The organism is Cyclobacteriaceae bacterium (assembly GCA_025808415.1).
Classification (GTDB): Bacteria; Bacteroidota; Bacteroidia; order Cytophagales; family Cyclobacteriaceae; genus UBA2336.
Map to the genome: position 1 here is coordinate 3,492,112 of CP075525.1, position 13,921 is coordinate 3,506,032.

Sequence of the window (13,921 nt, forward strand, 5' to 3'; positions counted from 1 at the left end):
AAACAATTTCGGGCAGCAAGTTGCTAATAAAAACCAATAAAAAAGCCTCTAAACCGGAGGCTCAAGGCTCTTCTGTATACTTTTTTAATTGGATATAACCTTAAATTCAACCCTGCGGTTCAACTCTCTTCCCTCCTCTTCATCGTCATTGCTGGCCAGGGGCTTGGTTTTTCCAAAGCCAATGGCGGTTATCCTTCTGGCATCAATACCCTTTTTGGTGAGAAAATCCTTTACTGCTTCGGCCCTTCGCTGCGACAAGGCCATGTTATAGGCAGCCGTACCAATGTTATCGGTATGCCCGGCAATCTCTACTTTCATGCCTGGGTTTTGCTGCATCATGCGTTCAAGTTTATTCAATTCATTGTATGACTCTTGCTTGAACGTTGCTTTGTTAAAATCAAAGTAAATGTTCCGTAAGATTGACACCATGCCGGTTTGGAGTTTTCGCAATTCAATCGTACGTGTTACTTCCTTGTCCTGATCGGAAGCACCTTCTATGCGAACATTTTGGTTAACAAACATGTACCCTTCGCTTTCAACTGATAGCCGGTAGTCTTTCGCCTCGGCTTCGCTTATCCTGAATTCCACCTTACCGGGTTGTTTGGTTGATGATGGCACAATGATGTTATCGCGCAAGCCTTCCAATCGAATGCGTGCGTCAACAGGCTCTTTTGATTGGGCATCAACAGCACTTACAATGTAGCGTAAAGGAATTTTTGTTTTCTCTTCAACCTGATCTGAAACGGGTTCAGGATCTTTTTTAGCCAATGGTTGGTCAGGGATGGTGATCATGTAAATATCATCATACCCTAATCCATCTTCGCGTACCGATGAATAATAGGCCCGCTTGCCATCTTTGGTGCTCACAAAGAAAATATCGTTGTCTGGGGTGTTAATGGGGTATCCTAAATTCTCCGGCTCAGTCCATTCATTGGTAGCTTCATCAAAAACCGATTTGTAGATATCAAAACCACCCATGCCTTTTCTTCCTTTTGAGCTGAAGTAAAGTGTTTTACCATCGTAGTCAATAAAGGGGCCATCATCATCCGCTGATGTATTGATTTTGGGACCCAGGTTTTTCACACTGGACCATTCACCTTTTGAATCAAGCGTAGCCTTGTATAAATCCAACCCACCAAAACCACCCGGGCGATTGCTGGAGAAATACAGTGTTTTTTCATCGGGAGAAATTGTTATTGATTTTTCTTCAAAACTTGAGTTGATGATGCCTGGCAGTGGAACAGGCACACCCCATGAGCCATCGGGCTTGCGTTCGGAATAATAGATGTCTCCGCCATTATCGGTTTTATAAATAAACAACGTTTGACCATCGGCAGAGAAAGCCAGGTTAGAATCGTGGTAGATTGAATTTACAACCGGACCAATATTTTCAGCAGGCTGCCAAACACCATTTACTTTTTTGGAGATAAAAATGTCTTCAAACGGTTTGTTGTCTGTATCCACGTTTTGATTCATGTTGCCGTCCTTTCTTCGGGAGGTGAAGATTATTTCATCCTCTGCAGCATTCAATACGGGGGCATAGTCATCCCATTCGGAATTTATTTCACGGCTTATGTTTACGATAGAATAGTTTTTAGGGCTGCTTACGAACTCTTTTCCGTTTTCACATTCCTGAATGTTCCTGTCAACCGTGGCAAGGTCAACCTTATCGCGACCCTGGTAATTAGGTCGTTTGTTGACCCGATCTTTATAACGGTTATAGAATTCAATGGCCTTGTCGAATTGTAATCCATATTGGTAGCTCTGCCCAATCAGGTATTCGATATGAAAGCGATAGTTCGGATCCTGTTCGTAAACGCGCATGAAATATTGCACGGCCAGGTCCTTTTGGATAGTCATGAGGTGGTAACGCCCTGCTTCAAAGTTAATGGTGAGGTTCTCCGGATCGAGATTGGCACCAATAACCAAAACTTCGCGTATATCGTTGTCGGCCTGCGAGCCTTCGCGCATCAATTCCGCAACTTTCAGGTATTCCTGAGCTTGTTGTTTGGTATCTTGACTGAAACTAATGACGAACGTCCCTGCAACAGCTAAAAAAACCAGTACATACCGGGTGCTGAACATGCTAAAAATGGGTTTACGATTAACGGTAACTATAGTTTTAAAAAAATAAGTATGCCAATATAGGAAAAACCGCTTGTAGAATAACACAAATACCAGCCATAAAGCACTCAAATCTTACATTATTAGTATTTTGGGGTGAAAGCTTTACTTCAACCAAAAACCATGATTATCCGCGAGGCCGAATTTGTTTCCAGCATAACCAACCTTGCCCAATTGCCTGGGAAAAAACTGCCCGAATTTGCCTTTATCGGCCGCTCCAATGTGGGTAAGTCATCATTGGTCAACATGTTAACAGGCCGAAAGCAATTAGCCAAAACCTCGGCAAAACCCGGTAAAACACAGACCATCAACCACTATTTGATCAACAGTGAATGGTACCTGGTGGACTTGCCCGGTTACGGGTGGGCAGGCGTAAGCCAGGAGAAAAGGGCCGGATTTGGGAAGATCATAGAAAACTACGTTACGAAAAGCCCGAACTTGTTTTGCCTGTTTGTGCTCATCGATATCCGGCTCAAACCTCAACCCATCGACCTGAGCTTCATACAATGGGCAGGTTCACAACAAATACCCCTGGCTTTTATTTATACTAAAGCAGACAAGCTTTCAAAAAGTAAAGTTGAGCAAAACCGGAAAGTTTTTGAAAATGAACTGTTAAAAACCTGGGAAGAATTGCCCCAAAGCATCTTAACATCCTCAGAAAAAAAAACCGGTAAAGATGATGTGCTCGACTTTATCGATACGGTGCTAAAGGCTAATCAGTAATTTCTTTTAGTTTTGCGCCCGAACAAACTGCTACTATGAAACTAGAGGACATTGCAACACTATCGGGTAAAGGAGGCTTATTTAAAATCTTAAAACCCGGCAAATCGGGTGTTATACTGGAATCGCTTGACGATGCAAAAACCAAGTTGGTGGCAACCGCTCACCACAAGCTTTCTGTGCTCAGTGAAATCTCGATTTATACCACAACCAAAGAGGGTACGGTTTCTTTATTGGAAGTTTTAAAAAAAATAAATGCCAACTTTGGTGCCGACCTTGGGCTAGATGCTGATGCGGATAATACCGAATTAAAATCTTTTATGAAATCGGTGCTGCCCGAATACGATCAGGATCGTGTTTATGTATCGGATATTAAAAAACTGGTGCGCTGGTACAGTATTTTAATCGCTCAGGCGCCCGAAATTTTTGCAGCGGCTGAAAACAAAGTGGAAGAGAAAAAGCCAGATTAATATTGCTCGGCCAGCTCCACCATATTTTTTGAGCCTACATAAAATGGGGTTCGTTGGTGAAGCGATGTAGGTTGTATATCCAATATCCGTTCCTTTCCATTGGATGCCTTACCTCCGGCCTGTTCGGCTACAAAAGCAAGTGCATTGCACTCATACATTAAGCGCAATTTCCCATTGGGATCTTTGGCCGTTGCGGGGTAAATGTAAATACCGCCTTTAAGTAAGTTTCGGTGAAAGTCGGCAACCAATGAGCCAATGTACCGACCGGTGTAACCTTCATCCTTGCAATAATGCAGGTAATTGCGCACCGACTGTGAGAATGATTTATAAGAGCCTTCGTTAACCGAAAATATTTTTCCGTTAATGGGTTGCCGCATGTTCGGGTGCGATAGAAAATACTCGCCCAATGTGGGTTCGTAAGTAAAACCATTAACGCCATGCCCGGTTGTATACACAAGCATGGTGGATGAACCATACAAGATGTAACCTGCCGCTACCTGTTCTGATCCCTTCTGCAAAATATCCTCCTCTTGTATGGGCGTGCCGGGTTTGGTTTTTCTTCGGTAAATCGAAAAAATAGTACCAATCGAAACATTCACATCAATGTTAGATGAACCGTCAAGCGGATCAATGGCAATGACATATTTTCCGTCATTGTTCAAATCAAGGTAACTTTCACTCTCTTCCGAAATCAAGGCGCAAGCCTCCCCACCTTTCATCAGCGCACGCGTAAACCGTATGTTGGCCAGTACATCAAGTTTTTGCTGCTGCTCACCACCTGTATTGGTTGATCCCAGCGACCCCATAATATCAATAAGTCCGGCTTTGTTTACCTCGCGGTTAACAACCTTTGAGGCTAGTGCGATGTCGCGAAGAAGCTGGGAGAGCTCACCGCTAGCGTAGGCAAACTGGTTTTGCTTGCTTTTAATAAACCTGTCGAGTGCGCTGCCGATGGGTGCGGCAATCCGGGATTCTTCCATGATTGGCATTACGTTATTTTAAATTGATCTTTACAGCCTGTAAAATTAACCTGCAAACGATTTAGAACAACGAAATATGAAGGTTTTTAAATTTGGGGGTGCCTCCCTTAAACATGCCCAGGCCGTGCGCAACATGGTCGCTATTGTGCGTAAATATTCCAGCGGCCCTTTGGTGATCATTGTTTCCGCCATGGACAAAACCACCAATGCTTTGGAAAAGGTAGTTAAAACTTTCCTTTCCGGTGGGGATTTTCAATCGGAAATCAACAGCATAGTATCCTTTCATGAAAGCCTTGTGAATGATCTCTTCAAAAACCCACAAACAGCCCTTACTGCCTTGAAACCACTAACCGCTCAGTTACTGGACAAGCTTAAAGCAGCAGGGGATGAGGACGCACTGTACGACCAGGTAGTTTGCTTTGGTGAAATCTTCTCTTCCATCATTGTCCATCATTACCTAAAGGAAACCGGCATTGAAAACGAATGGCTTGATGCACGGGAATTAATCCGAACCGACAGTACATTCCGTGAAGGAAAAATCGATTGGGCCTCTACTGAGAAAAATATAAGCAAGCTGAAAAGTGAACGAAATACTTCCATACTGCTTACGCAAGGATTTATCGGAAGCGATGCAACTGGAAACCCCACCACACTTGGTCGCGAAGGTTCTGATTTTTCGGCAGCCATTTTTGCTTCTTGCCTTCATGCCGAATCGGTAACCATATGGAAAGATGTACCCGGGGTAATGAATGCCGACCCTAAACGCTTACCGGCAGCCGTTGTATTTAACGAGTTACCCTACAAAGAAGCCGCTGAAATGACCTACTATGGTGCCTCCGTCATCCATCCGAAAACAATAAAACCATTAGCGCTTAAAGGCATACCCTTATGGGTGAAGAGTTTTGCCAATCCGCAACTGCCCGGCACAAAAATACACGACTGCAAGGTGGAGAACCTGCCGCCTATGATTGTGTTTAAGGATAACCAATGCCTGATCTCTTGCAAGGTTACTGATTTTACTTTTGTTAATGAGGAGCAACTCGGTACCATATTCCATGCATTAACCGAATTGAACATGAAATTAAATGTGATGCAAAACTCCGCGATTTCCTTTTCGTTTTGTATCGACTTCCGCGAGAACAAGGTTATGGCGCTTATTGAAAAACTACAACAAAACTTTGAGGTGTACTACAACACAAACCTCACGCTCATCACCATTAAAAATTATGATGAGCCCAGTTTTGAAACGTACCGGAAAATACCCGGGCTGTTATTGGAGCAATCGTCACGATCAACATTGCAAGTGCTTGTAAAGGGATAAATAAAAGGGCTCGGCACGCCACATCTATTCCCTGTTAAATACGCTCTGTTCAAGGTGCACAAGAAATGCTTCTGTTGACCGGTCGAGGATTTCAAAAACTTCCTGGAATCCACGCATGCCGCCATAGTACGGATCAGGAACTTCATCGTGGTCATCGGTTGAATCAAAAGAACGCATTAAATATACTTTGTGCCGATGAAGGGAAGCATTCGGTAAATTCAATATGTTTTGATGGTTACTCCTGTCCATCGCCAAAATAAAATCAAAATACTCCAGGTCGCTTGGTTGTAATTGCCTGCCCCGGTGGTTAATGGAAATACCGTTTTGATGCGCATTGGCCCTTGTCCGCTCATCAGGCAAGTCACCAATATGATAGTTTGATGTACCGCACGAGTCCGCTTCAACCTGGTGCTGATAACCCCGTTGCGAAATTTTGTGTTTAAAAATAGCCTCTGCCAGGGGCGATCGGCAAATATTGCCCAGGCAAACAAAAAGTACTTTTACATTTGACATCGTGATGCTGGTCAGTTTTTGCTAACGTTAAACTGCAGAATTTAGCGGTTAAAATAATAAATGGCCGGGTTACAAAAAGCCAGCCCAAACGTATATAAACACGCATAGCACACTTTTACCGCCTTTTGGTTTGAAAAGCCCTCCTTCACTTGCTCGAAGGGGGCTTTTCTTATTTATACCCACCCCGTATTCACTAACCGGCCTGTTAATATTTTTTTAGATTTGTGAAAATCTGATTGTTATGGAGTTTATCAAGGTTACCGAACAATATCAACCTGCCATTGCCCTTATCCAACTTAACCGTCCCAAAGAACTCAACGCGTTGAATAAACAGTTGATGGAAGAGGTGCGTGACACGCTGCAGCAACTTGACAAAAACGAGGCAGTCCGCGTCATCATCATTACCGGTGATGAGCGTGCATTTGCTGCCGGGGCCGACATCAAACAAATGGCTGACAAATCAGCAGTTGACATGTTGTTGATCGACCAGTTCAGCACCTGGGATCAAATCCGGAAAACCAAAAAACCCATTATTGCCGCGGTATCGGGTTTTGCCTTAGGAGGCGGCTGTGAATTTGCCATGACCTGCGATATGATTATTGCTTCCGAAACTGCAAAGTTTGGCCAGCCCGAAATAAAAATAGGAACAATACCCGGTGCCGGGGGAACGCAACGACTGACCAAAGCCGTTGGCAAAGCCAAGGCCATGGAACTGATCCTGACAGGCAGGTTCATTTCGGCTGAAGAGGCCCATTTTTATGGCTTGGTGAACAAGGTTGTGCCGGTGGAAATGTACCTGCACGAAGCGGTTGAACTGGCTAAAGAAATAGCACAAATGTCACCGGTGGCTGTTCAGCTGGCTAAAGAAGCTATTAATCGTTCATTTGAAACCCAGTTGGACGAAGGGCTCGCCTTCGAACGTAAAAATTTTTACTTAACCTTTGCCTCTGAAGACCAGAAAGAAGGCATGAAGGCCTTCGTTGAAAAAAGAAAAGCCGAGTTTAAGGGCCGCTGATCGTTTGCGCATGGATCAATCAGGCTCACGAACTTTTAATGTTGAACGCACAGCCGCGTGGTTTATCATTCTGGCTATAATTATTTTCTGCCTTAATTACTTCAGCAATTTCCTGCAACCCATTGTTGTAGCCATAATGATTTGGTATGGCGTATATGAATTGAAACGGCTATTGGATAAAATCAAAATAAAAGGAAAACCATTACCTAACTGGTTGCTTACCACATTCGCTTTCCTGATTATCCTGCTCATCAGTTTTGGTGTTTTTGAAATCCTTACTTCAAACCTGGAGTTGGTCATCCGAAAATCGCCCGAATATGCCGAGAACTTTAAGAATATGATTTCCGGATTGCAGACCCTTGAGGGTTTTCAAGACATACAGGAAAGAATTGTAAGCCGTGCGAAAGAATTTGATATCCAGCCTATCCTTACGGCCTTGTTGAATAGCTTAACCAGTATTGCCGGCAATACAGTAATCATTATTATTTATGTTGCCTTTTTGCTGGTGGAAGAAAAATTCTTCACCAAAAAATTACATGCCGTTACCGCAAGTTCCACTAAGCAAGAAAAAGTTGATCTGGTAATTAGCCAAATTACAGATGCCATCAGAAAATATATATCCGTAAAAACTCAAATGAGTCTGTTAACCGGTGTGTTGAGCTACATTTTGCTGTGGCTTTTTGGGGTGGACTTTCCGGTGCTTTGGGCCTTTTTGATTTTCCTGCTCAACTACATCCCCTATATAGGCTCATTTATTGCCACATCACTGCCTGCTGTTTTTGCATTGTTCCAGTTCCAATCGTTTGCCATGTTGTTTTGGGTATTCCTGGCCATTCAATCGGTGCAGTTATTAGTAGGCAACGTGCTTGAACCTAAGGTGATGGGGCGCACACTTAATCTCAGTCCGCTAGGCGTAATGCTGGCCTTAACCTTTTGGGGCGTTATCTGGGGCGTGCTGGGTATGTTCCTTTCTGTGCCCATCACCTCCGTTATGCTAATCACCTTTTCGCGTTTTGAAAGTACCCGCTTTATTGCCGTATGGCTTTCAGAAACAGGGGAACTGGGCAACACCTAAATTCTTGATTCCCGCCCATCCTTAAGCAACATTTACCACGCGTATGAACGGGGTAGGTTTTTGTTGGAAAATCCCGAAATAAAATCAATCTTAATACTGTCCTTTGTCATTCCATGGCTTTCAATACACACCATACACCCAGGCAGCAGTCCGATGGCAGGTTGGAAAAATTCCACCTCAAGTTGGCCTTAGAAGCAGCCAATATGGGCATTTGGGAGTGGAACCTGCAAACAGGTGAAGTGCGCTGGTCCGAAAATGTTGAACGCATTATTGGCCTTAAGAACAAGTTTGATGGAAAAGCCCAAACCTACCTGGATAACATTGTTGAGGAGGATCGTGATTTTGTAGCCCAAACCATTAATAATGCCCTAAAAAATAAAATCGATTTCAGCGTAGAGCATCGGGTGGTGCTCAAGGGAGATGTAATCCGTTGGATTGAAGGTAACGGTAAAATAATTTTTAATGATGAGGGAAAAGCCTTGTCGCTTACCGGAACCGTGCGTGACATAACCGACCGGAAGAACAACGAAGGACAGCTTCAGCATCGTGACTTGCTATTCGCAACACTAGCCCATGTAACCAGCGAATTCATTCAACACGCCAACTGGGAGGATGCCATCCTATCCGTTCTGCAATCACTGGGCGAAATGATGCGCGTTGACAGGGTATACATTTTTCAGAATGATATTACGGAAACCGGGGCAATTGAAACATCAAGTCAACGCTTTGAATGGAATTCATCCCATGCCGACCCGCAAATCAACAACCCCGAATTGCAAAACCTGCCCATAGTCGTGTTTCCCGGCATTGACCTCATGCTAAAGAACAAACCCTTTCACTCAGTAGTAAAAAATATCGCTGATAAGGGGCTGAGGGAATTGTTGCAAGGACAGTCTATTGTATCTATCCTCATCTTTCCAATTTATGTAAAGCAAAAATTCTGGGGCTTCATCGGGTTTGATGATTGTACCACCGAACGAAATTGGAGCGAATTGGAATTTTCCGTGCTTCATTCATTTTCATCGAGCCTGGCAGCGGCCATCGAACGCAAACTTTCAGTGGAAGCATTGGCGCATAGCGAGGTAAGTTACCGAAACCTTTTTGATACCGTTGGTGAAGCCATCTATGTTCACGATTTCAATGGAACCATTCTGGATGTGAACCAACGCGTGCTTGAACTTTACGGCTACACAAAAAATGAACTGGTTGGTCAAACCCCTGCCATTTTTATGGCAGAAGGAATGAATGACCTGGAAACAATTGCCCGAAAATTTCAGGAAGTTATTGCAGGGACACCGCAAACCTTTGAGTGGTGGGGCAAGAAGAAGAACGGTGAGATCTTCTTAAAAGAAGTGCATACCAATCGTGGGTTTTATTTTGGCAAGGCCGTAATAATCGCCACCGCGTGGGACATAACCGAGCGCAGGAAAATTGAAAATGAAATCCGCGAAAGCGAGCTCCGTTTCAGAACACTGCAGCAAGCCTCCTTTGGCGGCATTGGTTTGCACGACAAAGGCAAAATTATTGATTGCAATAAAGGGCTTTGCGATATAACCGGGTACAGTTATGAAGAATTGATAGGCATGAACGGCTTTAACCTGATAGCACCCGAATGGCAGGAAACGGTGAAGAAAAATATCCTATCCGGTTACGACAAACCCTATGATGTTGAAGGTGTTCGCAAAGACGGCAGCAGGTATTTCCTGGAAATCCAGGGAAAAGAAATCCCTTACCGTGGTGCTACCATACGTGTAACGGAGTTCCGTGATATTACTATGCGAAAAATAGCCGAAGAAAAAATAAAAGAACAGAATATACGGTTAACACACCTCGCGGAAGACCTCACCAAAAAGAACGATCAGCTTGAAGAGTTTACACAAATTGTTTCGCACAACCTTCGATCACCGGCCGGCAACATTGCCTCCTTGCTCAATCTTTTTGAGCAAACAGACAGTCACGAAGAAAAGACAGAATACTTTCGCTTACTGAAACAAACCGGTGACAGCATACTGCTTTCGCTAAACGAGCTTAACGAAGTTTTGAAGATTAAGCAAAACCGGGATATTGAACGGCAGCATGTACGGTTAGCCGAAGCGCTGGAAAATGCCAAGAAGATGTTGACCGGGAAAATTATGGAACTATCTGCCCGGATAAATGCTGATTTTGATGATGCACCGGTAGTATATTTTCCATCCATTTACCTGGAGAGTATCTTCCTGAACCTGCTCAGCAATTCACTTAAATACAACAATCCTAACCGTGCGTTGTTAATAACCATAAAGTCGGCCGAAACTGACCAGGAGGTAATACTTACCGTAACCGATAATGGGCTGGGCATAAACCTGGAAAAATACGGTCACCAGATTTTTAAGATGCGAAAAACGTTTCATTACCATCCGGAAGCACGGGGCATTGGTCTTTTCCTGGTAAAAAATCAGGTAGAAGCGATGGGTGGGAGTATTACTGTTCAGAGTACCGAAAATAAGGGCACAACCTTTACCATACTGTTTAAAAAACAGAATGACAAACAATGAGTGCCCAGTCAACCATAGCCCTTATCGATGATGATGAAATTTTCCAGTTCACAACTTTGCGGATTGTTAAATTGACAAACCTGCCCTATACCGTAACACAATTCTTTAACGGTGACCAGGCCCTTAGCTATTTAAACAAAAATTCAGAAGACGCTGAAAAATTACCCGATGTAATTTTGTTGGATATTAATATGCCGATAGTGGATGGATGGATGTTTTTGGATGAATTTAAAACACTAAAACAAAAGCTGAAAAAAAAGATCACGATCTATATGGTCAGCTCATCCATTGCACCAGAGGACGTTAACCGGGCGAAAGCCAATCCATTGGTATCCGATTACCTGGTTAAACCGCTGTCAGTCGAAACAGTGAAGCAAGTTTTGTCGATGAATTAGTTTAGCAAGCAATTCTGCCAGCATCGGTATCAAACCGGTTTCTTTTTTTTATCGAACAGCCCTTTCTGTAATTCAACACCTGCGCTTGCTTTTGCCGAAAGTATCAACTGGATGTTGTGCCGGGTTACCAGGTGTGAATGAAAATTAAGTTCCCAGGTTTCAAAGTGAACGTTCAATTTCTTTCCCAATTTCCCTTTTTCCAGGCCTTTATCGATCAACTCCGGAACTTGGGCAAAAAAAGTCTCGGCCGACAATGACAGGTAAGGCCTAATCCGCTCAACAACCTGATCGTGCGCAAACCAACTGGCTGCTGTTAACAACCGCTGTTCGGAAGCCAGGTCAAAACCGAAATTTTCAATGACAACCTTTTTCTCTACCGAATCAAATCCCAACGTACCTTTAAGATAAACCGTTGCCCTTAGGTCACCGCGCAACGTTATACCCATGGCCAATCCTTCGGGTGTTCCGTACAACTCGCTTGATTGAATACGCACCGCGTGACCACCAAACGAGAAACGCATCGTATCCACCACCTGGTTTATGATGGCATTAATTTCAGTAAACGGTAAGGTTACCAAAATATAGGCTTCCACGTTAGGTTCGCTTATTACCTGATGTTTCAGTTTTGGCAGCTTACCGGATTTTGTGAGCGCATTTGCCGAATCCAACACCGTGTACAATTGCGCCTTTAACCGGGCATTAACCAGTAGCGTGTCTTCTGAAACCGGAAAGAGCCTCGCATCAATTTCCGAAGCTTCAGCCTTAAGCCATACCGGCACAACATTTCGGTTAAGTCGGATGGGCTTTTGAATATCAGACCAAAGTTTTTCGATGGATGGCCTGATTTTGATAATGTCTTTGGCCGATTCGTCCAGCCGGGTAACTACTTCAGTTCTATGGTTCTCCAGTATTTTTTCAATAGAGCCCTTCAGGTTGAATTTTATCCCGGCAATAGTAAGCCGTGGCTCCTCCACCCACACGATTGATTTTAATTCGGTTTTTGGGGCCAGGTTCCACGCATCATCAAGGTACAGGTTTGAAAAAAGGGTGATAATAATTTTTGCCTGTACAGGTTCTTTGTTCCGGATACGGATGCCGATCACCTTACTGTTAAGGTACCCTTCCACCTGAACAGGCACCGTATAGGTAATTCCGCGTTCACCATCGTACTTCAACCGGATCGGTTGAAACCGTGAGATGAACAGGTGCACGCTATCATCCTTATCATTGATTGCCATGTGGGCCTCCACTATGCGTGCCTTAAGTTTTTCATTAACCATATTTTCCAGTTCCTTCACCGGAAAATAAACCGGCACACTTAACTCCGAAACCGGCACAACAAGGGTTGAGTCTAGTTGAATACGTGCTGGTGCTTCCGGGTTAATGCGCTTGCATGCCGCAAAAGCAATTATAAAAATCAAGAAGACGATAGTCGTGCACAGCTTATACATCGTGTTAGAAAGATACTACAAGTCATCTTCAAAAATGCTATTGAGGTTCTTGAACCCTCCTATCGCTGACAGCCTTGGGCTAACTGGAGGAAAGCATTTTTAGATGAGGCTTTCTTCGGTAGAATTATTCAGCAGCCTTACAATAACCCATTACAATAAAAAACGCTCCTTACGGAGCGTTTTTTTAAATATTAAATCGTGTTTTTGTGCTTATCTGAACGTAAACCCTAAACCTGTGGTGAAGGCATTAAACTCCTGCACGGAATAATTTCCATAAATATAAAATGCAAGCAAGTTAATGCGCATACCAACATCCAGGCGCATGCTGCTGCTCTTGAATTTTGCCGAATACGGATTGGTCAAAGCAAATTCACCGGGTGTTCCATCAAAAAATGTGTAGCTTCCTTTTACATCAGCGGTGGTGTTTATGCCATTAAAACCAACCCCTCCAAAAAATGTAACAAAGGCCAGCTTCTTTGAAATCAATGCTTCAGCCATAAAAGCATTAAACTTGTAAATACTTTCTTGGGTTGTTCCTGCTGTAGCGGGTGGAAACTCTGTGGCCAAACCGGCCAGGTTAGTAACACCTTTAAATGATGTATACCCTGCCATTACCGATAGATCGAACGGTAACATTTTTATACCGGGAATATGCTGCTTAACATCATGGCGCACACCAAAACCAATGAGGTTTAAATCGGTACTGCCAACATTTGTTTTAGGGATAAAACGAACCATCAGGTCAGTACCCTTCACCAGACCAATTCCTACCTGCAACATGGGTAAGCCAACAGGGGCTACCTTTAAGGTTTTACGAACGCCTAAGCCTTGTGGCCCGGCAAAGCTTGCGTCAGCTTGCTGATCTCCATCAAAATCTACCTGGTAAGTTGTTCTGTCTTTAGGGCCAATAATGGTTGGTGCCTTGCCACCGGGGTTGGTTGTGTTAGCGTACCCCACAACGGTAGTCATATTCAAGGCCTCGGGATCAAAAAAATCTTTTGATTTGGGAATAAACACAGGTGTTACCGCCAGGTTTATATCAAACCCACCGAGCTTATGCGGCTTAGCGGTGTGAAACCACGCACCGTTAAGGGCATACGAAAACCCTTCAATCATGGGGCTGATATAGGCCGTAATAAGTTTACCTCCATCCTCCTGCCCGGCCTGTAAAAAGCGAATGATGTCATCTTCGTTCTGTGCCTTGGCAGAAATTGAAAAAAGAAAAAACACAATAAGTGATGATACACAAGTCAATCTGGATATCGTATTCATAAACATAGGTTTCTTGTTTGTTTCGTTTGCCCCATACATTCCAGTACAGGT

At 43.7% G+C, this 13,921-nt stretch carries 12 protein-coding genes; 7 read left to right on the plus strand and 5 right to left on the minus strand.

The genetic code is table 11. From position 1 onward, the window contains the following. Window positions 1-84: 84 nt before the first annotated feature. Window positions 85-2,085 carry a PD40 domain-containing protein gene (locus KIT51_15455; GenBank protein UYN86246.1) on the minus strand — a complete coding sequence of 667 codons (2,001 nt, stop codon included), beginning with the start codon at window positions 2,083-2,085 and terminating at the stop codon, window positions 85-87. 162 nt (window positions 2,086-2,247) lie between these two features. On the opposite strand from KIT51_15455, the gene yihA reads away from it, so the two are divergent. Both yihA and KIT51_15465 read left to right on the plus strand, forming a co-directional pair. Further along, window positions 2,248-2,847 (plus strand): ribosome biogenesis GTP-binding protein YihA/YsxC, encoded by a 600-nt coding sequence (gene yihA / locus KIT51_15460; protein ID UYN86247.1) that lies wholly within the window; start codon window positions 2,248-2,250, stop codon window positions 2,845-2,847. Window positions 2,848-2,882: 35 nt separating this feature from the next. Then, window positions 2,883-3,314, plus strand: a complete 432-nt coding sequence (locus KIT51_15465; GenBank protein ID UYN86248.1) for a DUF5606 domain-containing protein — start codon at window positions 2,883-2,885, stop codon at window positions 3,312-3,314. Here KIT51_15465 and fbp read toward each other — a convergent pair. Continuing rightward, entirely contained in the window at window positions 3,311-4,294 is a 984-nt protein-coding gene (fbp, locus tag KIT51_15470) for a class 1 fructose-bisphosphatase (GenBank protein ID UYN86249.1), read from the minus strand. The genes KIT51_15465 and fbp overlap by 4 nt on opposite strands. Window positions 4,295-4,370: 76 nt before the next feature. Between fbp and KIT51_15475 the strand changes: the two genes are divergently transcribed. Next, window positions 4,371-5,615 carry an aspartate kinase gene (locus tag KIT51_15475; protein UYN86250.1) on the plus strand — a complete coding sequence of 415 codons (1,245 nt, stop codon included), beginning with the start codon at window positions 4,371-4,373 and terminating at the stop codon, window positions 5,613-5,615. 24 nt (window positions 5,616-5,639) lie between these two features. Here KIT51_15475 and KIT51_15480 read toward each other — a convergent pair whose 3' ends face one another. Further along, the gene (locus KIT51_15480) at window positions 5,640-6,128 is read right to left on the minus strand and encodes a low molecular weight phosphotyrosine protein phosphatase (GenBank protein ID UYN86251.1); all 489 of its coding nucleotides are present in this window, start codon (window positions 6,126-6,128) and stop codon (window positions 5,640-5,642) included. Window positions 6,129-6,369: 241 nt separating this feature from the next. Here KIT51_15480 and KIT51_15485 point away from each other — a divergent pair, with 241 nt between their 5' ends. The 4 genes from KIT51_15485 (at window position 6,370) to KIT51_15500 (ending at window position 11,147) form a co-directional block, all read left to right on the plus strand. Continuing rightward, window positions 6,370-7,143 carry an enoyl-CoA hydratase/isomerase family protein gene (locus KIT51_15485; GenBank protein ID UYN86252.1) on the plus strand — a complete coding sequence of 258 codons (774 nt, stop codon included), beginning with the start codon at window positions 6,370-6,372 and terminating at the stop codon, window positions 7,141-7,143. A 10-nt stretch (window positions 7,144-7,153) separates the two neighbouring features. Beyond that, window positions 7,154-8,218, plus strand: a complete 1,065-nt coding sequence (locus KIT51_15490; GenBank protein ID UYN86253.1) for an AI-2E family transporter — start codon at window positions 7,154-7,156, stop codon at window positions 8,216-8,218. 113 nt (window positions 8,219-8,331) lie between these two features. Then, window positions 8,332-10,752 carry a PAS domain S-box protein gene (locus tag KIT51_15495; protein ID UYN86254.1) on the plus strand — a complete coding sequence of 807 codons (2,421 nt, stop codon included), beginning with the start codon at window positions 8,332-8,334 and terminating at the stop codon, window positions 10,750-10,752. After that, on the plus strand, window positions 10,749-11,147 hold the full coding sequence (locus tag KIT51_15500; protein UYN86255.1) for a response regulator: 399 nt from the start codon (window positions 10,749-10,751) through the stop codon (window positions 11,145-11,147). The genes KIT51_15495 and KIT51_15500 overlap by 4 nt, the downstream gene beginning before the upstream one ends. Window positions 11,148-11,176: 29 nt before the next feature. Here KIT51_15500 and KIT51_15505 read toward each other — a convergent pair whose 3' ends face one another. Both KIT51_15505 and KIT51_15510 read right to left on the minus strand, forming a co-directional pair. Then, window positions 11,177-12,568 carry a DUF4403 family protein gene (locus tag KIT51_15505; protein ID UYN86256.1) on the minus strand — a complete coding sequence of 464 codons (1,392 nt, stop codon included), beginning with the start codon at window positions 12,566-12,568 and terminating at the stop codon, window positions 11,177-11,179. 240 nt (window positions 12,569-12,808) lie between these two features. Continuing rightward, window positions 12,809-13,870 carry a hypothetical protein gene (locus tag KIT51_15510; protein UYN86257.1) on the minus strand — a complete coding sequence of 354 codons (1,062 nt, stop codon included), beginning with the start codon at window positions 13,868-13,870 and terminating at the stop codon, window positions 12,809-12,811. Between the last annotated feature and the right edge of the window lie 51 nt (window positions 13,871-13,921).